Source organism: Bradyrhizobium sp. CCGB01, assembly GCF_024199795.1.
Taxonomy (GTDB): domain Bacteria; phylum Pseudomonadota; class Alphaproteobacteria; order Rhizobiales; family Xanthobacteraceae; genus Bradyrhizobium.
This window is the reverse complement of record NZ_JANADK010000001.1, coordinates 878,887-897,065: the sequence shown is the minus strand read 5'-3', so window position 1 is coordinate 897,065 and position 18,179 is coordinate 878,887. Positions and strand designations below refer to the sequence as shown.

21 protein-coding genes and 2 pseudogenes are annotated in these 18,179 nt (G+C 62.3%); 20 read left to right on the top strand and 3 right to left on the bottom strand.

Annotation, left to right across the window (positions count from 1 at the left end; genetic code table 11):
- The first annotated feature begins 5 nt into the window (after positions 1–5).
- The 5 genes from trbL to NLM25_RS03960 are packed head-to-tail and all read left to right on the top strand — an operon-like array spanning position 6 to position 4,521.
- On the top strand, positions 6–1,364 hold the full coding sequence (gene trbL / locus NLM25_RS03980; RefSeq protein WP_254136115.1) for a P-type conjugative transfer protein TrbL: 1,359 nt from the start codon (positions 6–8) through the stop codon (positions 1,362–1,364).
- Complete coding sequence (trbF, locus tag NLM25_RS03975; RefSeq protein WP_254136114.1) at positions 1,364–2,047, top strand: conjugal transfer protein TrbF; 684 nt, start codon at positions 1,364–1,366, stop codon at positions 2,045–2,047. The genes trbL and trbF overlap by 1 nt, the downstream gene beginning before the upstream one ends.
- Complete coding sequence (gene trbG / locus NLM25_RS03970) at positions 2,044–3,072, top strand: P-type conjugative transfer protein TrbG (protein ID WP_254136113.1); 1,029 nt, start codon at positions 2,044–2,046, stop codon at positions 3,070–3,072. Before trbF ends, trbG begins: the two co-directional genes overlap by 4 nt.
- A complete protein-coding gene (locus NLM25_RS03965; protein ID WP_254136112.1) occupies positions 3,069–4,277 on the top strand; it encodes a TrbI/VirB10 family protein in 1,209 nt (402 codons plus the stop codon). The genes trbG and NLM25_RS03965 overlap by 4 nt, the downstream gene beginning before the upstream one ends.
- Before the next feature lies 1 nt (position 4,278).
- Entirely contained in the window at positions 4,279–4,521 is a 243-nt protein-coding gene (locus NLM25_RS03960; protein ID WP_254136111.1) for a DUF2274 domain-containing protein, read from the top strand.
- Between the two features lie 144 nt (positions 4,522–4,665).
- Here the strand turns inward: NLM25_RS03960 and NLM25_RS44235 are convergent, their stop codons facing one another.
- On the bottom strand, positions 4,666–4,905 hold the full coding sequence (locus tag NLM25_RS44235; RefSeq protein WP_375167806.1) for a helix-turn-helix domain-containing protein: 240 nt from the start codon (positions 4,903–4,905) through the stop codon (positions 4,666–4,668).
- An 81-nt stretch (positions 4,906–4,986) separates the two neighbouring features.
- On the opposite strand from NLM25_RS44235, the gene NLM25_RS03955 reads away from it, so the two are divergent.
- The 4 genes and pseudogenes from NLM25_RS03955 to NLM25_RS03940 all read left to right on the top strand — a co-directional run.
- A complete protein-coding gene (locus NLM25_RS03955; protein WP_254136110.1) occupies positions 4,987–5,913 on the top strand; it encodes a LysR family transcriptional regulator in 927 nt (308 codons plus the stop codon).
- A 444-nt stretch (positions 5,914–6,357) separates the two neighbouring features.
- The gene (locus NLM25_RS03950; protein ID WP_254136109.1) at positions 6,358–7,227 is read left to right on the top strand and encodes a haloalkane dehalogenase; all 870 of its coding nucleotides are present in this window, start codon (positions 6,358–6,360) and stop codon (positions 7,225–7,227) included.
- The gene (locus NLM25_RS03945) at positions 7,224–8,039 is read left to right on the top strand and encodes an SGNH/GDSL hydrolase family protein (RefSeq protein ID WP_254136108.1); all 816 of its coding nucleotides are present in this window, start codon (positions 7,224–7,226) and stop codon (positions 8,037–8,039) included. Before NLM25_RS03950 ends, NLM25_RS03945 begins: the two co-directional genes overlap by 4 nt.
- A 196-nt stretch (positions 8,040–8,235) precedes the next feature.
- Positions 8,236–8,622: pseudogene (locus tag NLM25_RS03940) on the top strand (NADPH-dependent FMN reductase); the annotation flags it as partial.
- Positions 8,623–8,688: 66 nt separating this feature from the next.
- On the opposite strand, the gene NLM25_RS03935 reads toward NLM25_RS03940, so the two are convergent.
- Complete coding sequence (locus NLM25_RS03935) at positions 8,689–9,333, bottom strand: TetR/AcrR family transcriptional regulator (protein ID WP_254136107.1); 645 nt, start codon at positions 9,331–9,333, stop codon at positions 8,689–8,691.
- A gap of 90 nt (positions 9,334–9,423) precedes the next feature.
- Between NLM25_RS03935 and NLM25_RS03930 the strand changes: the two genes are divergently transcribed.
- The 11 genes and pseudogenes from NLM25_RS03930 to NLM25_RS03880 all read left to right on the top strand — a co-directional run bounded on the left by NLM25_RS03930 (position 9,424) and on the right by NLM25_RS03880 (position 17,814).
- Positions 9,424–9,849 carry an ester cyclase gene (locus tag NLM25_RS03930; RefSeq protein ID WP_254136106.1) on the top strand — a complete coding sequence of 142 codons (426 nt, stop codon included), beginning with the start codon at positions 9,424–9,426 and terminating at the stop codon, positions 9,847–9,849.
- 51 nt (positions 9,850–9,900) lie between these two features.
- The gene (locus NLM25_RS03925; RefSeq protein ID WP_254136105.1) at positions 9,901–10,506 is read left to right on the top strand and encodes an NAD(P)-dependent oxidoreductase; all 606 of its coding nucleotides are present in this window, start codon (positions 9,901–9,903) and stop codon (positions 10,504–10,506) included.
- Positions 10,503–11,705, top strand: coding sequence for an alpha/beta fold hydrolase (locus tag NLM25_RS03920; RefSeq protein ID WP_254136104.1), 1,203 nt, complete (start codon positions 10,503–10,505; stop codon positions 11,703–11,705). Before NLM25_RS03925 ends, NLM25_RS03920 begins: the two co-directional genes overlap by 4 nt.
- A gap of 46 nt (positions 11,706–11,751) precedes the next feature.
- Complete coding sequence (locus NLM25_RS03915; RefSeq protein WP_254136103.1) at positions 11,752–12,162, top strand: VOC family protein; 411 nt, start codon at positions 11,752–11,754, stop codon at positions 12,160–12,162.
- A 190-nt stretch (positions 12,163–12,352) separates the two neighbouring features.
- Positions 12,353–12,826, top strand: coding sequence for a carboxymuconolactone decarboxylase family protein (locus tag NLM25_RS03910; protein WP_254136102.1), 474 nt, complete (start codon positions 12,353–12,355; stop codon positions 12,824–12,826).
- Positions 12,827–13,076: 250 nt separating this feature from the next.
- Positions 13,077–13,469: a DoxX family protein gene (locus NLM25_RS03905; protein WP_254136101.1), complete on the top strand. Its 393-nt coding sequence runs from the start codon at positions 13,077–13,079 to the stop codon at positions 13,467–13,469.
- A gap of 84 nt (positions 13,470–13,553) precedes the next feature.
- Positions 13,554–15,191 carry a hypothetical protein gene (locus NLM25_RS03900; RefSeq protein ID WP_254136100.1) on the top strand — a complete coding sequence of 546 codons (1,638 nt, stop codon included), beginning with the start codon at positions 13,554–13,556 and terminating at the stop codon, positions 15,189–15,191.
- A gap of 43 nt (positions 15,192–15,234) precedes the next feature.
- Positions 15,235–15,900 (top strand): alpha/beta fold hydrolase, encoded by a 666-nt coding sequence (locus NLM25_RS03895; protein WP_375167805.1) that lies wholly within the window; start codon positions 15,235–15,237, stop codon positions 15,898–15,900.
- A gap of 617 nt (positions 15,901–16,517) precedes the next feature.
- Positions 16,518–16,748 (top strand): helix-turn-helix domain-containing protein, encoded by a 231-nt coding sequence (locus NLM25_RS03890; RefSeq protein ID WP_254136098.1) that lies wholly within the window; start codon positions 16,518–16,520, stop codon positions 16,746–16,748.
- A 103-nt stretch (positions 16,749–16,851) separates the two neighbouring features.
- A pseudogene (locus tag NLM25_RS03885) lies at positions 16,852–17,016 on the top strand (JAB domain-containing protein); the annotation flags it as partial.
- 27 nt (positions 17,017–17,043) lie between these two features.
- Positions 17,044–17,814 carry a DUF4239 domain-containing protein gene (locus tag NLM25_RS03880; RefSeq protein ID WP_254136097.1) on the top strand — a complete coding sequence of 257 codons (771 nt, stop codon included), beginning with the start codon at positions 17,044–17,046 and terminating at the stop codon, positions 17,812–17,814.
- A gap of 40 nt (positions 17,815–17,854) precedes the next feature.
- Here the strand turns inward: NLM25_RS03880 and NLM25_RS03875 are convergent, their stop codons facing one another.
- Positions 17,855–18,160, bottom strand: coding sequence for a hypothetical protein (locus NLM25_RS03875; RefSeq protein WP_254136096.1), 306 nt, complete (start codon positions 18,158–18,160; stop codon positions 17,855–17,857).
- Positions 18,161–18,179 lie beyond the last annotated feature (19 nt).

Sequence of the window (18,179 nt, the reverse complement as noted above, 5' to 3'; positions counted from 1 at the left end):
GAACCATGGGCGGCACGGGCGTCATCGACCATTTCCTGGAGGTCTTCACCCGCTACATCGATAGCGGCTTCGGCCTTCTCAGCGGCGAAGTGGCCTTCATCGCCACCACCCTGATCGTGATCGACGTGACGCTCGCCTCGCTGTTTTGGAGCTGGGGCGCCGATGACGACATCATGGCGCGCCTGGTCAAGAAGACCCTGTTCGTCGGCGTGTTCGCCTACTTGATCGGCAACTGGAACAACCTCGCGCGCATCATCTTCGAGAGCTTCGCGGGGCTCGGGCTGAAGGCGTCGGGCACCGGCTTCACCGTCGCCGACATGATGCGACCGGGCCGTGTCGCGCAGACGGGTCTCGACGCCGGACGCCCGCTGCTCGATTCCATATCCGATCTGATGGGTTACTGGAGTTTCTTCGAGAACTTCATTCAGATCGCGGTGATGCTGCTCGCCTGGGCGCTCGTGCTGCTAGCCTTCTTCATTCTGGCGATCCAGCTTTTCGTGACGCTGATCGAGTTCAAGCTGACGACGCTCGCGGGCTTCGTGCTGATCCCGTTCGGCCTCTTCGGCAAGAGCGCCTTCATGGCCGAGCGCGTGCTCGGAAATGTCATTTCCTCCGGCATCAAGGTCCTGGTGCTCGGCGTCATCATCGGTATCGGATCGAGCCTGTTCTCCGAATTCACCGCCGGCTTCGGCGGGCGGACGCCGACGATCGACGAGGCCATGGCTATCGTGCTCGCGGCGCTGACGCTGCTTGGCCTCGGCATCTTCGGTCCGGGCATCGCCAACGGCCTCGTCTCCGGCGGTCCGCAGCTTGGCGCGGGTGCCGCCGTCGGCACCGGCCTTGCGGCAGGCGGCATGGTCGCTGCCGGCGCCGCCACGGTCGGCGCCGTCGCCTCGGGCGGAGCGGCGCTGGCCGGCGGCGCGGCCGCCGCAGCGCGTGGTGGCGCGGCCCTCGCTGGCGGCGCATCGACCGCCTACAGCCTCGGTGCCGCCGGGCAGACGGGCGCCTCCGGTGTCGCCGGCGGCTTGGGCGGCGTCGCCCGGGCCGCTGGCTCGGCCGCCACGTCACCGCTGCGCCGTGCCGCCGAGCGATCGGGCGAAAGCATGCGCTCCAGTTTCGCCAGCGGCGCGCGCGCGGCGTTCGAGGCGACCGGCGGTTCCTCTACTATGGGCACTGTCGGCGAGGCGGCCAATGACGCGGCCCCGAGCCCGTCCGGTGGCGGGGATCAGCCGCCCGCCTGGGCCCGCCGCATGAAGCGCTCTCAACAAATGAGCCACGCCGTGTCGACCACGGCCCATGCCGTGCGCGGCGGCGACAGCCATGGCGGCGGCTCCTCCATCAATCTCTCTGAAGGCGACCGCTGATGTTTCGACGACCCTCCACGCACTACGGAAAAGCCCCCGAACCCGAAACGCCGTATCAGCGCTCCGCCCAGGTCTGGGACGACCGCATCGGCTCGGCCCGCGTCCAGGCGCGCAACTGGCGCTATATGGCGTTCGGATCGCTTTTCCTGTCGGCGGGGTTCGCGGCGGCGCTCGTCTGGCAGTCCGCCCGCGGGACCGTGGTGCCGTGGGTGGTCCAGACCGACAGGCTCGGCCAGGCGCAGGCGATCGCACCGGCGACCGCCGACTATCAGCCGACCGACCCGCAGATCGCCTTCCATCTCGCGCGCTTCATCGAGCAGGTCCGTTCGATCCCGGCTGACGCCATCATCGTCCGCCAGAACTGGCTGCGCGCCTACGACTTCACGACCGACCGCGGCGCGGCGGCGCTCAACGACTATGCCCGCGCCAACGATCCCTTCACCAAGGTCGGTCGCCAGCAGATCGCCGTCGACGTCTCGAGCGTGATCCGCGCGTCTCCCGACAGCTTCCGTGTCGCCTGGAGCGAGCGCCGCTACGAGAACGGCCAGCTCGCCGAAACGACCCGGTGGACGGCGATCCTCACCATCGTGGTCCAGATTCCGCGCAACGCCGACCGGCTGCGCGCCAATCCGCTGGGGATCTATGTCAACGCAATTTCTTGGTCACGGGAGCTGGGGCAATGAACCTGCCGATTTTCCGTAAAGCGGGAGGGCCGGCTTTACGCATTCACACATTCGCGGTTTTCCTCCTTTCCGCCACGGCGCTCGCCGGCTGCGCGACAACGCAGAAGCCGCCGGAGATCAGCTACGACGACGCGCCGGCAGCGGTACAGACCGTCGATCCGCCTGCGCCGGTTCAGGTGGTCGAGTTGCCGAGACCTCTTCCGCTGCCCGGACAGATGAAGCCGGTCGAGCAATCGCGGCGAACGCCCGAGCCGATCGATCCCACGGCGCGGGTCAACCAGGCCAATGCCGCCGCCCGCATTCAGCCGGTGCGCGACGGCTTCATCAACTCGATGCAGGTCTATCCCTTTACGCATGGGGCGCTCTATCAGGTCTACACAGCCGTCGGGCAGATCACCGACATCGCGCTCCAGCCTGGCGAGCAGCTCGTCGGCTCCGGGCCGGTGGCTGCCGGCGACACGGTACGCTGGATTGTTGGCGACACGCAGAGCGGTTCCGGCGCCGCTAGCCAAGTCCACATTCTGGTGAAGCCGACGCGCGCCGACATGATGACCAATCTCGTCATCAACACCAATCTGCGCACCTACCACATGGAGCTGCGCTCGACCGAGCGCACCTATATGGCCTCGGTGTCCTGGCAGTATCCGCAGGACCAGCTCATCGCGCTCCGCCGCCATAACGCCGAGGCGCAAGCGACCCAGCCGGTGGCGACGGGCGTCGATCTTTCGCGCATCAACTTCCGCTACGAGGTGACGGGCGACCGGGCGGCGTGGCGGCCTTTGCGCGCCTATGACGACGGCCGGCAGGTCTTCATCGAGTTTCCGAGAGGCATCGGCCAAGGCGAGATGCCGCCGCTATTCGTCGTCGGCGCCGAGGGCAACACCTCCGAACTCGTGAATTACCGGGTGCGAAACAACTACATGATCGTCGACCGGCTCTTTGCGGCAGCCGAGCTCCGCTTCGGCTCGGGCGGCAACCAGAAGCGCGTCCGGATCACCCGCACCGACGGGAGGCCCGCGTCGTGAGCGAAGACCGGAACGAGGAAGGGGAATCCGGCGCGCCGCTCACGGGCTCGGCGCCGGAGGCGGCGGCGCCGATGCGGCTGCGCGCAGACGCGCCGCGCGTCACGCGGCTGTCGCGCAAGGTGCTGGCCGGACTCGGCCTGGTCGCGAGCCTCGGTCTTGGCGGCGCGCTCGTCTATGCGCTCCAGACCCGCAATGGTGGTCGGCCACCCGAGGAACTCTATTCGACCGACAATCGGTCGACGGCGGACGGTCTTCAGGGTCTACCACGGGACTATACCGGCGTGCCCCAGCTTGGTCCGCCGCTGCCTGGCGACCTAGGTCGGCCGATCGTCAGCGCCCAGAACCGCGGCCAGCCGGTGCCGGCGCCCGGCGTGGCCCAGCCGCAGCCGGGCCTCAGCGCCGAGGAACAACGCCGCCTTCAGGAGATCGAGACGGCACGCACCAGCCGGTTGTTTGCAGCATCGGAAGCGCGCAACGCCGCGCCGGCCGCGACGACCACGCCGACCCTGGCGCAGCCCGACCTCACGAGCCTTGGGCTCGCGCCGCCGCCGGCAACGCCCTCGGCGCAGGAGCGGCAACAGGCCTTCCTCAACGCTCCGGTCGACCGGCGGACGGTCGCGGCGGATCGCGTCGCAGCGCCGGCATCGCCGAACATTCTCCAGGCGGGCGCGGTGATCTCGGCGGCGCTGATCACCGGCATCCGCTCGGACCTGCCTGGCCAGATCACCGCCCAGGTCACGGAGAACATCTACGACAGCCCAACCGGCCGCATCCTCCTCATCCCCCAAGGTACGCGTGTCGTCGGCCAGTACGACAACAACGTCCAGTTCGGTCAAAGCCGCGTGCTGCTGGTCTGGAACCGCCTGATCTTCCCGAATGGGCGGAGCATCGTCCTGGAACGGCAGCCGGGCGCCGACCCCGAAGGCTATGCCGGCCTGCAGGACGGCATCGATTATCATTGGTGGGATCTCGCCAAAGCGGCCGGCCTCTCGACGCTGCTCAGCGTCGGCGCAGAGCTTGCCACCAATGATGACGACCGGCTCATCCAGGCGATCCGCAATGGCGGTCAGGACACCATCAACGATGCCGGCCAACAGATCATCCGCCGCCAACTCAACATCGCCCCCACGCTGACGATCCGCCCGGGCTTCCCCGTGCGCGTGATCGTCACGCGCGACCTGATCCTCGAACCCTACGGAGCATGACGTGACCAAGCTCAAGCTCAGCGCTATTGTCGATGACAAGCCCGTCAAAATCTCGGTGGAACTCCCCGCTAATTTACACCGAGATCTTGTCGCATACGGCGAGGCGCTGGCTGAGGAAAGCGGGACAGCCGTGATAGAGTCAGGCCGACTGATCGTCCCTATGCTGGAGCGATTTATAGCAACCGATCGAGGTTTCGCCAAATATAGGCGTCAATACAGCACCCCTAGAAGGACCTCGGATTAGCGGCATTACGATCTTCCGGCACGGCTTATAGCCGGGCTAGGCCCTCGCAAATTTCCAAACGCAAAGCGGCGGCGAGCCACGACTCGTAAGCGGCCAGCGTCCACCGGCGCTCGACCACCAAGAGCCTGTGGATCTCTCTGCTCGTCAACATCCACACGAGGTCTGTGCGTTATCGAGAAGCGCCAGGAATATGCCACGTTTGGACTTGAACCGGGCATAGATCGTGGGTCCGGCCACGCCCGGATTCCACGCGACGGCCTCGGTTGCCGCGCCGTCGAATCCTTTCTCTGAAGAGGAAGGGAGGCATGGATTCGGCTCTGCGTCTCGGTGGCCTGCTGCTCTCGTGACGATGAGCGGTGGGACCGCGCCTCTTCCCTTTGACATAGCGCACTTATATTCAATATAGTTTAATGTATCAAATAGGATGCCCTATGCCATCGGAGCGGGGGATTGGAACCGGCAACAGTGATCGATCTTGTGTTTGATCTAAGATATCTCCGCTGCGCACTGTCGGCTGCAGAGCAAGGCAGCATTCGTCGCGCTGCGCAAATACTCGACTTGTCCCAGTCCACGGTGACGCGACGCGTGCAATTGCTGGAGCGTCGATTGGGATTTCAGCTTTTCGTTCGCGATCGACGTGGAGTGAAATTGACTGTTGCAGGCACCGGCTTCCTTAAGGACGCGATTGCGGGAGCACAGCATCTTGATCGAGCGGTTCGCCTCGGCGCCGCAGTCTATCACGGCGAACTGGGCGAACTCCGCATCGGCATTCTGGTATCACCGATTAGCGGTCTGCTCCACGACGCCTTCCGGACGTTTAGAGAGCAGCAGCCCTTGGTGCGCGTCCTCCTTAAGGAAGGAACATCACTCGAGCTCTTGCACGGGCTCGCAATGGGTGAGCTTGACGTCGCTTTCGTTACAGGGAACATCAACCTGGAAGGCTACAACGAAAAGCTTTTGTGGAATGAGACCGTCTTCGCGGCGCTACCCTGCGAGCACAAACTCGCGCTCAAGGACAGCTTATCTTGGGGCGACTTCCACAATGAAACATTTTTGGTCAGTCGATCTGGTCTGAAGCTTCATGACTACTTAGCGAAGAAGCTGGGCCGGCAAGGCTCACTACCGCGAGTGGATGTCCATGATGTTTCTCAAGCGAGCGTATTCGACCTCATAGCTATGAGGTACGGGATCACGCTGGTCACTAGCTCTTCTGTTCGGTCAGACCTAGCCGGTGTTGTATTCCGACCGGTTGCTGGAGAAATCACCGTTCTAACGAGCGCGGTGTGGACGCAGACGACTCCCGCACTTCGACGACTAGTCGACCTGACACAGACTATCGCGCAAAATGCAGAACGTGAGACAAGAAGGAGCCCCCGCTCCCCAAATGCATAGCGCTTCACCACCGCTTTGCGAAACGTGGTCGGTTTGTGAACTGAATAACTTTGGCGACGAGGTCGCGATCAAATTGGGTCGGAAATCGTGGGCTTGATCCTGGCGATGGCGGCTCTGGCGTCGTCTCTGATGATGGCGCTGACAGCGTCGACGGTCCGAGTCCCGGCGGCCATCCGAAACATCACGCAACTGGTAAGGGCGAATACAAGGTCTACGACATCGCGTTGAGCGGCCGTCGGCACGCGCTCGCCTGCTATGCGGGCCACTAGCTCCTCAAGCGATCGTCTGCGGCGTTCATTCCGTTCAAGAAGTGCAAGCGCAAATTCCTGATCGATCGCAGCTGCGTCATGGAGCCGGGCCACGGCTGGATCGCCGCCCCGGCGCCTACTTGCGAGATTGGTTATAGTTTACTATATCTAATTCAAATCGTAAGGAGGCCGTACCGTGTCGGAATTTGCCTACAAGCGCACCGTGGAAGTTCTTGGCCTAAGAATGGCCTACGTGGAGAAGGGCGCCGGCGACGCCGTCGTCTTTCTTCATGGCAATCCCACCTCTTCCTACCTTTGGCGCAATATCATCCCCTATCTGGAGGGTTCGGCCCACTGCATCGCGCCGGATCTCATCGGGATGGGCGACTCCGAGAAGCTCCCGGATTCTGGCCCCGACTCCTATACGTTCGCCGAGCACAGCAAGTACCTTGATCGATTTCTCGAATCGATCGGAATCGAAGGCCCTTTGACCCTCGTCCTGCATGATTGGGGTTCGGCACTAGGCTTCGATTGGGCGCGGCGACATCCAGATGCCGTTCGTGGAATCGCCTTTATGGAGCCCATCGCCGCCCCATGGCACTGGACGGATTTTCCCGAGCAGGCTCAAGCCCTGTTCAAGGCGCTTCGGTCTCCGGAAGGAGAGCAACTCGCTCTCGATGAAAACCGGTTCATCGAGCAGAACTTACCGCGCATGACTCTGCGCCCACTGACCGATGCTGAAATGGCGGAGTATCGACGGCCCTTCCTAGAACGCGGCGAAGCCCGTCGCCCGACGTTGACGTGGCCACGACAGCTGCCGATCGACGGAGACCCGGCGGATGTCGTGGCCGTCGTGGAGGAAATTTCCCGGTGGTTATCGTCAAGCCCGATCCCCAAGCTCTTTATCGAGTCCGAGCCCGGAACGGCTGCGCCGCGATTGCGCGCGCTCTACAAAAGCTGGCCGAACCAAACCTCAGTGACCGTGCGCGGTCTCCACTATCCGCAGGAGGATTCTCCACGCGAGATCGGCGAAGCCCTCGCCGCCTGGTATCGGAGGCTCGCATGAGTCACGCGGCAGCTCTGGTGACCGCTGCGATCGGCGGAGCGCTCGCGGTCATCGCATTCCTCGCCTTCGTCTCTCTGGTATTTGCCGCATTCGTCAAACCTCCCAGGAACGGGTTGCGAGCCAATCGGCAGCGCCCCCCGGCACTGACGAGGCGCGTGGTCGTGTGCGCCGGCGATAGCCTCACCCACGCCAGCTTGAGCGGCGACTACCTAGCCCTCCTTCAGGAACGGTTTCCGGAGACGGTGTTCGTGAATGCCGGCCAGAATGGCGCGACGTCCCTGGACTTGGTGAAACGTGTCGATGACATCGCGGCGTGCAGCCCAAACGCGATAACGCTCCTGATTGGTTGCAATGACGTCCTTCGCTCGAACACCGATGCCGTCGCCAAGACGCTATCCGAACACATCCAGAAGGTGATCGTCGAGCTTCGGGTGAAATCAACCGCTGCGATTGCGATTGCTTCCCTCGCGCCGCTCGGAGAGTTGCCGGGAGACACGTTGAACGGCCGTCTGGATGTCTGCAATGCAGCCATCCGTGAGCTGGCCGAAATGAACGGCGTAGCCTATCTGCCGATAAGCGAAGCCCTGTGGCGCGAAATCGCGCAGCAACGTAGGGACGCAGCTGCACCGTTTCGTTTCCGCGTCAGCATGCTTTTCAGATCAGCAGTTCAGCGATTTTGGCGCCGCAAATCGTTCGATGAAATCGCCGCTGAAAACGGCTACGTGGTGATGAGCGATGGCGTGCATCTGAGCGAACGGGGCAGCAGGATCGTTGCCGGTGTTATTGGTGGCTGGCTTGCTGGCGTGGCATAGCTCGAGCGCGCACGAATGGCCCCGATATTTGTGAACCTAGCCACCTATGTTCCGGTGAGCGGGTTGCTGCTGGTCGCCGCGATCACGCCTGGCCCGAACAATCTTATCGTGATGGAGCGAGCGACCAAAGGCGGTTTGCGCGCAGCCTCAAGGACGTGCCCCTTCAACGCAGACTTGGAGACCGGGGGGTCCACAAGGTGCCCAGGAGCTGCTCGACTTCATCGCCGCTGCCGACGGGCTCCTGTTCGCGACACCCGAATATAATCAATCGATCCCGGAGGTGATGAAGAACGCGATCGACTGGATTTCCCGCGCCAACCCTTCGGTGCTGCGTTCGAAGCCGGTCACCATCACCGGCGCCACGGTCGGCGGTTGGGGGACGCTCTACGCCCAGGCGGAGTTGCGGCACACGCTCGCCGCGTGCGGGGCGTTCGTAATGCCCTCGCCACAGGCCTTCATTCGAACCGCAGGCGACCTCTTCGATGAGGAAGATCGCCTCATTGGCGTCGAAAATCTGAAGTCGCTCGACGCGCTGCTCGCCGGCTTTAGCAGCTGGCTCGAAACAGCGAACCACGACTGTTGAACGGCGAACACACTTCCAGTTTCAGGTCGGGGCACGCCGCTGGTCGGCCGCCAAATGCGTCGGGGGCTAGTTCGTCTTCGTGTCCGTCTCGCTGCACAGTTCGCGGCGAAGGGTAGCTTGTAGCCAATCTTCATAGGCCGACGGCAACCAGCTGCACTCGCTCACCAGCAATCGGTAGATCTCACGGCTCGTCAACGTCCACATCAGATCCGCAGCGCTGCGGATGTCGAGTCCCCGCCTTAGGGCACCGAGACCATGTAGTTCCTCGATGAGGGGGAGCTGCGAGTGACGTCGCCGCTCTTCACGCTCTCCGACCAATTTCGCGAGTTCTGGGGACACTGCGGACGCGCCAAGCAGCAGATCCATCGTCGCTGTCTCTGATTCATAGATTTGCCGCGCAATCTGCGCGGACAGGCGCAGCCGCGCGCGCGGGTCTGTCGTCGCCTGGGCCTCGGACACCAGGGTCTGATATCGTTGGCCGAACCGCGCGCTGTCGAGCAGCGCCATGAAGATACCGCGCTTCGACTTGAACGCGGCGTAGACCGTCGGCGCAGCTACCCCAGCCTCGGCGGCGATAGCGTCGATCGTAGTCCCATCGAATCCCTTCGTCTGGAACAGCGCCATCGCTGCATCAAGGATGCGCGTCTGCGTTTCGGATGCCTGCTTCGCGCGCGACGGTGAGCGATAGGTACGGGCATTTTCTTTTGACATTGCTCTAGCGTATCCGATATAGTTTGCTATATTCAATATGGTTTGCATCGTAGCAAATCTATAACGAAGAATCAGGCTCGGAGAAGACAGATGGCGGAGATCGGATCAATCACGCTCAACAAGGACGTCATCAAGCGCTTGTACGACGCCATCGGGCGTAACAGTCCCGCAGACTTTTTCGATCTCGTGGCGGAGTCCCACGTCGACCATTCCAATGGGCGCAATGGCCCCGCCGGCTTCGTTGCAGCAGCGGCAAACATTCACCAAGCCTACTCCGATTTTCGCATCGACCTCGAATCATTGGTCGCGGAGGGCGATTGGGTCGTTGCTTGCTGGCATGAAACCGGCGTTCACACGGGCCAATTCTTCAATCTGAAGCCGACCCACAAGCCTTTCGAATCCTGGGGCATAAACGCGTATCGGGTCACCGACGGGAAGATCTCTGAATCTTGGATCGCTGTCGATCCGCGAACCATTCGGGCGCAGCAGGAAGCTCAGCGTGCGCTTTCGGAATAGTCCGAGCGCCGAGGTTTCGGAAACAGGCGCCCTGTCATCAAGGACATTGATATGAAGCTCGTTGTGCTAGGGGCAACCGGCCGAACCGGGCGGCTTGTCACCGAGCAAGCCTTGGCTCGAGGCCACAGCGTCGCCGCCGCGAGCGAGCCTCGCGATAGCGATCAGCTTACCTCTCTGATCACCGGGCAGGATGCGGTCATCTCGTGTCTCGGCCAGCGATCGTCCAAGGATGGGGGCCTCCTCCAGGAAAGTGCACGAGCGGTTATCCGGGCCATGACGACGTGCGGTGTGCGACGCTATCTCGTGATTTCTCAGGGTCTGCTGTATCCAACGGCCAACCCGCTGCTTTTGCTGTTGCGACTTTTGCTTGCGAGACAAGTGGCCGACAGCACGGCGATGGAGCGGGAAATTCGGGCCGCCCACTTGGACTGGACCATCGTGCGCCCGCCAAGACTGTTGGAGGGCGGAAGGCCCCGCGGATATCGATTCAATGTGGGAGCGATGCCGCCCGGCAAAGTCATCATGGAGCGTGCCGATCTAGCCGCTTTCCTGCTCGACGAAGCTGAAGCGCAAAATCATGTCCGCGCGATCGTTGGCCTCGCCTCAGCAATGGGGCCAGCCGCAGACGACACCCCTCAACGGAGGGCATCCCGGTGAAGGATACCGCAATCAATCCCTTTACTTTCCATGCGGATCCCGAGGTGCTGCGCGATCTGAGGAAACGCCTGAGCCGCGCCATTTGGCCTGATGAAGTCGTGGCCGACGCCTGGCGCTACGGGCCGCCTGTCGACTACATGAAGAGCTTCGTCGCATACTGGCTGGATCAGTATGATTGGCAGACGCAGGAAGAGCGGCTGAACTCATTTCCGCAGTTCGTGACGGACATCGGCGAGCACCGGATTCATTTCATTCATCAACCGGGCAAAGGACCAGCGCCAGCTCCTCTCGTGCTGACCCATGGGTGGCCTGGAAGCTTTGTCGAGTTACTGAAGATCATCCCGATGTTGACCGATCCGGCATCGTACGGTGGCGATCCCGCCGACGCCTTCACCGTCATCGCGCCATCCATTCCAGGCTATGGCTTCTCCAGTCGCCCGAAGGAAAGGGGAACCAGCGTGTTCGCTGTCGCGGACCTTTGGGCGAAACTCATGACGCGTCTTGGCTATGCCAAGTTTGGCGCCCAGGGCGGGGACTGGGGATCGTGGATCAGCGCCGCGACAGCGCTACAGCATCCGGATCGATTGGTCGGCGTCCACCTCAACTATCTATCAACGAGATTCCGGCCTGCGCTCAGCCCCGACGACCCGCCGCTTACCTCTGAGGAAGAAGGTTATCTCGCCCGCGTCGCCGACTGGACAGCAGCCGAGGGCGCCTACATTGCCATCCAGGCCACCAAGCCGCTCACCCTTTCTTACGCGCTGACTGATTCACCCGTCGGTTTGGCGGCCTGGTACGTCGAGAAGTTCCGCAGCTGGAGCGACTGCCAGGTCGAGCCAGACGAGATCATCTCGAAGGACGAGATGATCACCGACATTATGGTGCATTGGCTGACTGGCACTGCACATTCCGCGATGCGCTTTTACAGCGAGTCCAGGGAGCATCCTTTGCACTTGGCCGCCGGACAGCGGATCACGCCGCCCTGCGGTATCGTTCATTTGCCCGGGGAGCTGCCGATGCCGCCCCGCAGTTGGGCGGAGCGAGCGTTCAACGTCGTGCACTGGTCGAACCTGCCTCGGGGGGGGCACTTCGCCGCCTGGGAAGTCCCCGGCTTGCTCGCCGAAGACATTCGGACGTTTTTCCGTCCGCTGAGGCAGGGCAGTTACTCGATGGGCGATGAAGCAAAAAGTCCGCCGTAGGCGCGAGTTTGACCCAGAATTTTGACATCAACAAAGGAGACACGAAATGCCGAGAACAATATTTATCAATCTTCCCGTTGCAGACCTTGCGAAATCGAAAGCCTTCTACGAGGCGATTGGCTTTACGCACAATCCGCAATTCAGCGACGAGGTCAGCGCCTGCATGGTCCTGACAGACGTCATCCACGTCATGCTGCTTACTCATGGGAAATGGCAGACCTTCACGCATCGTCCGATTGCCCCGTCGACCTCGAGCGAGGTGATGCTCGCCTTGTCGTGTGGGAGCCGCGACGACGTCGATGCGATGAACGACGCCGCCGCGGAGAATGGCGGAACCGCGGACGTCAACGCGAAGCAGGACTACGGCTTCATGTATAATCGCAATCTGGCGGATCCCGATGGCCATGTCTGGGAAGCGATGTGGATGGACATGTCCGCAGCTCCGGCTGCAACCTGAATTCGACTTAGCCGAGTTCCTTCAGCTGCGACGTCTGCGACCGCATTCCAATCTGTCTGAAGGACTGGGCTCGACCAGGGCACGAGGCCCCTGCCGCATCGTAGCGGCCCGGGCGGGAATTCGTGGAATTCATGTCACAATCACTGCGAGCAAATCGTCATAGCGGCGAAACTCTGGAGAGGAGATCGCAATGTCAGTGAGGCTAAACCCGTTCGTCGTGAGCCCGGCGGCAATGCAGCCTTGGATCGAACTGGGGAAAACAGCTCAAACCAATGGTCTCGAACCTCTGTTGCGAGAGCTTGTCATGACCCGTGCTTCGCAGATCAATGGATGCGCCTTCTGCATCCATCATCACATCGCGGATGCCCGTAAGCACGGCGAGACCGAGGATAGGCTACATCTGCTGAGCGCATGGCGCGAGTCTGGATTATATTCCGATCGCGAGCGCGCCGCGTTGGGCTGGACCGAAGCCCTCACACTGGTGTCCGAAACGCACGCGCCGGACGCTTCTTACGAAGAACTGCGTCTGCATTTCAGCGAGGAAGAGTCGGTGGAAGTCACGTTGCTGATCGCGCAGGTCAACGCCTGGAACAGAATCAAGATCGGGCTTGGTGCGATACACCCGGCCGACGAAAGATCGTCACGAGCTGATTTCGAGCAATAACAGATACCAGGTTACGCCATTACCAGCGCGCGACCTTCTGACACTTCAGACGCCTCGATTTCGCTCAGCCCGCCCGCGGCAATCAGGCCATCCTCCAACCGACCAGCCGCCGTTCAGAGCCGACAGCGAGAGAGGGGCAGCGCCAAATCAGCGCTTGCAGATTAGATATAGTTATCTATATTAAATTCGACCGAACCAGTGGAAGGCGACGTCAAGTGTCCGCCAACCCATTTTTGCGGGATGAGAAAACTTGTCAAATCGCATTATCTCCGTTGCTGGTCGGGTACTGATCGGTGGCGTCTTCGTTGCTGGCGGTTTAGCGAAACTGGGCGACTTTTCGGGGACCGAAAGGCTGATTTCGGGCGCGGGATTGCCGCTTGTCTCGGCGGGCGTGGTCTTGGCGGTGTTGATCGAAGTCGGTAGCGGCGCGCTGTTGATTGCCGGCCATCGGACACGCTTCGCTGCGGCGGTTCTGGCGGTATTTACCTTGGCCACCGCCCTGATCTTCCATCGCAACTTAGCCGATCCGGCCCAGCTTCCGCATTTCATGAAGAACCTGTTGATCATCGGCGGCCTGCTGCAAATCGTCCGCTTCGGCGCCGGTGATGAAACGGCACCGCCGGCAATCGCTCGAAAGTCCTAACACGGTGATCGGTGGCTACGCCCGCCATTCAGATCAGGCCGTCAGCATCACGCCATCGCGCGTCATTAGAAAGAGATGTGTCGATTGCAGCCCAGAATTCGCAATCCCGCCCGAGGTGCGGTCTTAGGCGCAGCAAGCTTGGTTTGTTGGTTCGCCGGCCTCGATCCATCGTCGGCGCAGGTCTCGGCGATTGACGCGCGAAATCCGACGGCAGTGGAAGCCTGCTCTACCGCTCGAGCGCTGGTCGAGTGCACGCTCGACAACATGGGCGTCGGACGCGATCTGCGCCGGTTGCACACGCTGCGCTTCGAAATCCAGAGCATCACGTTTGATCTCGCGCAGAACAACCATGCCGACGCGCCGTTTCCAGTAAGCGAATTCGCAACGGCGAGCGTGTTGGAAGATTACTTGGGCGACCGAGAGGTGACGATCAGGTCGGCCGAGGGCGGCGGCGAAACACGGTTGTTTCTCAGCCGCCAAGCCCAGGTCACGCAAAGCCCGAATGGAGCCTTGGGCAAGGCGATTCCGCCGCCACCATCTTGGGAAAGCCAAGATCCGGTGCGCGCGCTGCTTCTCGCCAGGTTGGCTACTGACCTGGTGCGCGAGGCAGACACCGTTTCCCACGACGCACTTCAGCGCGTCGTGTCCTTCCGCAACGGTCGCTTTCGTGTGCGCATCTTCATCGACGAGCGGCTTGGTCTGCCAACTGCGACCGAATCTACTGTAGCGTTTGACAATGGCGCCAGTGGGTCCGTCGCCTGGAACGGTCGCGGCGACATCACCGACCGGGCAGAGTTCATGGTCTATGATCTTGTCGAGGGACTACGCTTTCCTCTCCAGACCCATGTCTTTCGCGACGGGGTGCACCTGCGGTCGACCGTGCGTTCAGGACTGCGGCTTGATGCCAAAGTGGATATAGACGCGATCGCGACATTGCCTGCGGTCCCCGCCCCTCAGGCACTGGATATGGATGCCTTGGCATTGGGTCAGATTATCGGTCCTGACCCAGGGCGCGGAACCGAAGAGATCGCGCCCGGCATCATACAGATCGCGGGTTCCTGGTATTCGACCATCGTGCGGCAACCCGATGGGCTTGTGATAATCGACGCTCCAATCTCGGCGGGGTACTCTCACCGGGTTTTGGCCGAGGCGGCGCGGCGGTTTCCCGATCTTCCGGTGAAGGCGGTGATCGCCTCCACCGGGTTTGCCTGGCACATCGGTGGGCTACGCGAATATGCTGCCAGGGGCATCCCGATTTATGTGCGTGATCGCAACCTGGCGATCGTGCAAACGCTCCTTGCGGCGCCGCATACCCTCGCTCCTGACGCATATAGTCGATCGCCTATGAAGGCCGATCTGCGTCCGTTGTCCGCAGCGGTGACGATCGGAACAGGTGCCAATGCCACCAAGGTCATGCCGGTGCGCTTCGGCGAACAGCCGATGCTGATGAGCTGGATTGCCGATGCTCGGATCCTCCACACGGCCGAAATGGTTCAACCGCTCGGACCTGGCGGAGCGCTACTTTACCCGGAATCCCTTCTCGAAATAGTCCGCTCGGTGGATGAGGCGGGGGTACCTGTGGGGGGCATGTCCATCATCGGGATGCACATGGGCCCGACACCCTGGGCAAGGGTTGGGCAAACGCTTGCCAAGTTCGCGGGCCCGGCGCTCGAGCGCACCTTGGGCACGGTCTATCTCGACCAGCGGGGCAGCTGCCCATGAACGATTGAGTCGTCGATTTGCACGGAGAGGATGCATTCAAGGCATGACGTGCATACTGATGATACCGGGCTTCATGCTGGACGCCGATCTCTGGCGCGAAGTCCGACCAGTGCTGGAGCGCCATGGCCAGGTTTTCGATGCGGACACAACCCTGGACGGGTCGATCGAAGCAATGGCCGACCGCGCCGTGGCGAAGTTGACTGGACCGACGATCGTGATCGGTTTTTCGATGGGCGGCTACGTCGCACGGGAGATTGCCTATCGCGCGCCAGATAAGGTGAGCAGTCTCGCGCTAGTTGCAACGTCCGCGCGCGGCGATAGAGGTTCGCGCCACGGATCAGGCTCTGACGCACCGCGTTTCCAACGTCTGAGCCGCGCCGCAGTGGCGGCATCGCTACACCCCGACCATCAGACCGACGAGCTGATCGCCCGTGTTCAGCAGATGAGTGCGCGCCTCGGCAATGCCGTGTTCCAGCGACAGTCAAAGATGGTGCGGCATGCCGATGCACATCGCTTGGCCGAGATTAGATGCCCAACGGTCGTCGTAGCCGCGGCCAGCGATGCGCTCCGCCGCGTTACGGAGAGCGAGGTGCTTCACGTAGGGATCGTAGGATCGAGCCTGGCAGTGATCGAGCGCTCGGGGCACCTCATCCCGCTCGAACAGCCCGCCGCGCTCGTGCACGCCCTTCTACCGATTCTCGGGGCTTAGGAATTACCGCGCCGATCGATTGCGCCGCTATCCGGCAATCGGTACGCGACGACGAGCCGGATAAGACTGCAATTCTCTCCCAGCAGCGTGGATGGAAGGTCGCCCGATCAACGCTGTGTTTTCGCCTCGCTGCGCTGCGACTGCCTCACCGCGATGGCTCATCAACGGACTGGCCCGTCTTCCCGCCATCAACGTTGTAGCGCCGCCGTGCGCTAACTAGAGGAGGTGGTGCGGATGGCCGGGGTCGAACCGGCACCCTCGCGGAACCGGATTTTGAAGTCTGTCGTGTCTTTCCGCGCCCGAACGCCCCCCTCAAACTCGTGACGGAAATCGTCCACATACCCGTGGCGCAGCACCTGTCCGGCACCTAGCACGGTCGACGAAAGGAGGCGCAGTCACCCCGCCTATGTGGCCTCTATGGTATCCGTTTCTACGACTCCTGCCTCTGACGTCTTTCGCGGCGGTGAATTGCGCAGCATGTATGTCCGTGCGGAAGCGTGAGGTCCCGGGCCTGGGCGCGTGAAATAAAGACCCGAAGCGAACCTCGACAGACTACCGCGATATTCAACTCAAGACGCGGCGACACGGCTTTGGTCGTGCTGCCAAAGGAGGCGGTAGTGGCAGACAGCAAATTCCTTACGCCTGACGAGGTGGCTGAACGCTACCGGGGCGGTATTTCGGTTGGGACGCTTCGAAATTGGCGCGCGATGCGTCTCGGCCCGTCCTTCGTCAAAATTGGCAAGGCTGTGCTCTACCCGCTCGACGAGCTTGATGCGTGGGATGAAAAGAATAAGGTGCAGTGCCGTGCATCCAAGGGACGCGGCGAGCATAGGAGTGATCAAGCGTGATGGTCACGGTCGGGCATGATCAACCGACCCCAGTCTCCGGCACCACTCCTCGTCATCTTGCTATTTATTACTTAAAAATCAATACCTTATAGAAATGACAGGCATCATGCACAACCACCCCTCCGGCGATCCCTCGCCCTCGCAGGCCGACATCCAGATGACCAAGGCGATCATCGACATCGCAAAACCGCTCGGGATCTCCGTGCACGACCACATCATCGTCGGGAAGAACGGACATGCGAGCCTGCGCGGGATGCGGTTGATCTAGGGCTTCAAATCAGATGACAAGGGCACGATGAGCGACTGGCTGCACAATCTGCCCGTGCCCGTGATGGCGCTGGTGATCTTCGGATTCACCTACCTTCTGACCGCGGCCATCTTCGCAGGCGTTGCGATGGCCGCGACGGGAGAGCGCGCGAAATCGCTGAAGGCGATCTCGCCGGGCATGCTGCCGGTGCTCGGCATCATCTTCGGCCTGTTCGTCGCCTTTACCGCGGCGCAGGTCTGGGGCGACAGCGACCGCGCCAGCGCCGCGGTGAGCCGCGAGGCGAGCGCGCTGCGCAGTGCCGTGCTGCTGGCCGCCGGCTTGCCGGCGGAGCAGGAGACAAAGCTGCGCGGCCTGGTCCGCGACTATGTCGGGCAGGCCGTGGCGGTGGAATGGCCGATGATGGCACATCAGCAGGTGTCGCTGAAGGCCACGCCGCCCGCGCTCGCCGAGGCCCTGCAGCTCGTCGTCTCTATGACGCCGCAAGGCCCGGGTCAGGCGAATGTGCAGCGCGAGCTCATCGCGGCGCTGGAGCAGGCGCTGGATGCGCGGCGGCAGCGGATCATCGTCAGCCTCGCCGCGGTGAACCCGGTCAAATGGTGGTGCCTCTACCTCCAGGCCGCCTGTGCGCTGCTGGTGATCGGCCTCGTTCATTGCGACAACCGGCTGGGATCGGCGATCGCGATGGGCCTGTTCGCGACCGGCGTCGCCACCTCGGTCCTGCTGATCGCCGCGCATGACCGGCCGTTCGCCGGCGAGGTCTCGATCAAGCCGGAGGCGCTGCTCCAGATCATGCCTTAGCCGGCAGGCAAGAGCTAAGGCGCGACGGCGCTTCCGGGCTTCAGTAGCAATACCTGTGATCGACCCGGACGTAGTAGCCGTCGGGGCGCTGCATGTAGCAGCCGCGCTGATAGGCGTAATAACCGGAGCGGCGGCGCTCGCCCTCGGAGGCGATTGCAGCGCCGGTGCCGGCACCGACGACGGCACCGATTGCGGCGCCACGTCCACCGCCGAGCGCGCCGCCGAGGATTGCCCCGCCGACACCGCCGATGATCGCACCGCCGATGGCATCCTGGGCCGCGGCCTCATGCGCCGGCATTGTCATCGCAACCGTCAGACACGCCGCGATTCCAAGACCTCGAAGCATTTGTAACTCTCCCATCTGG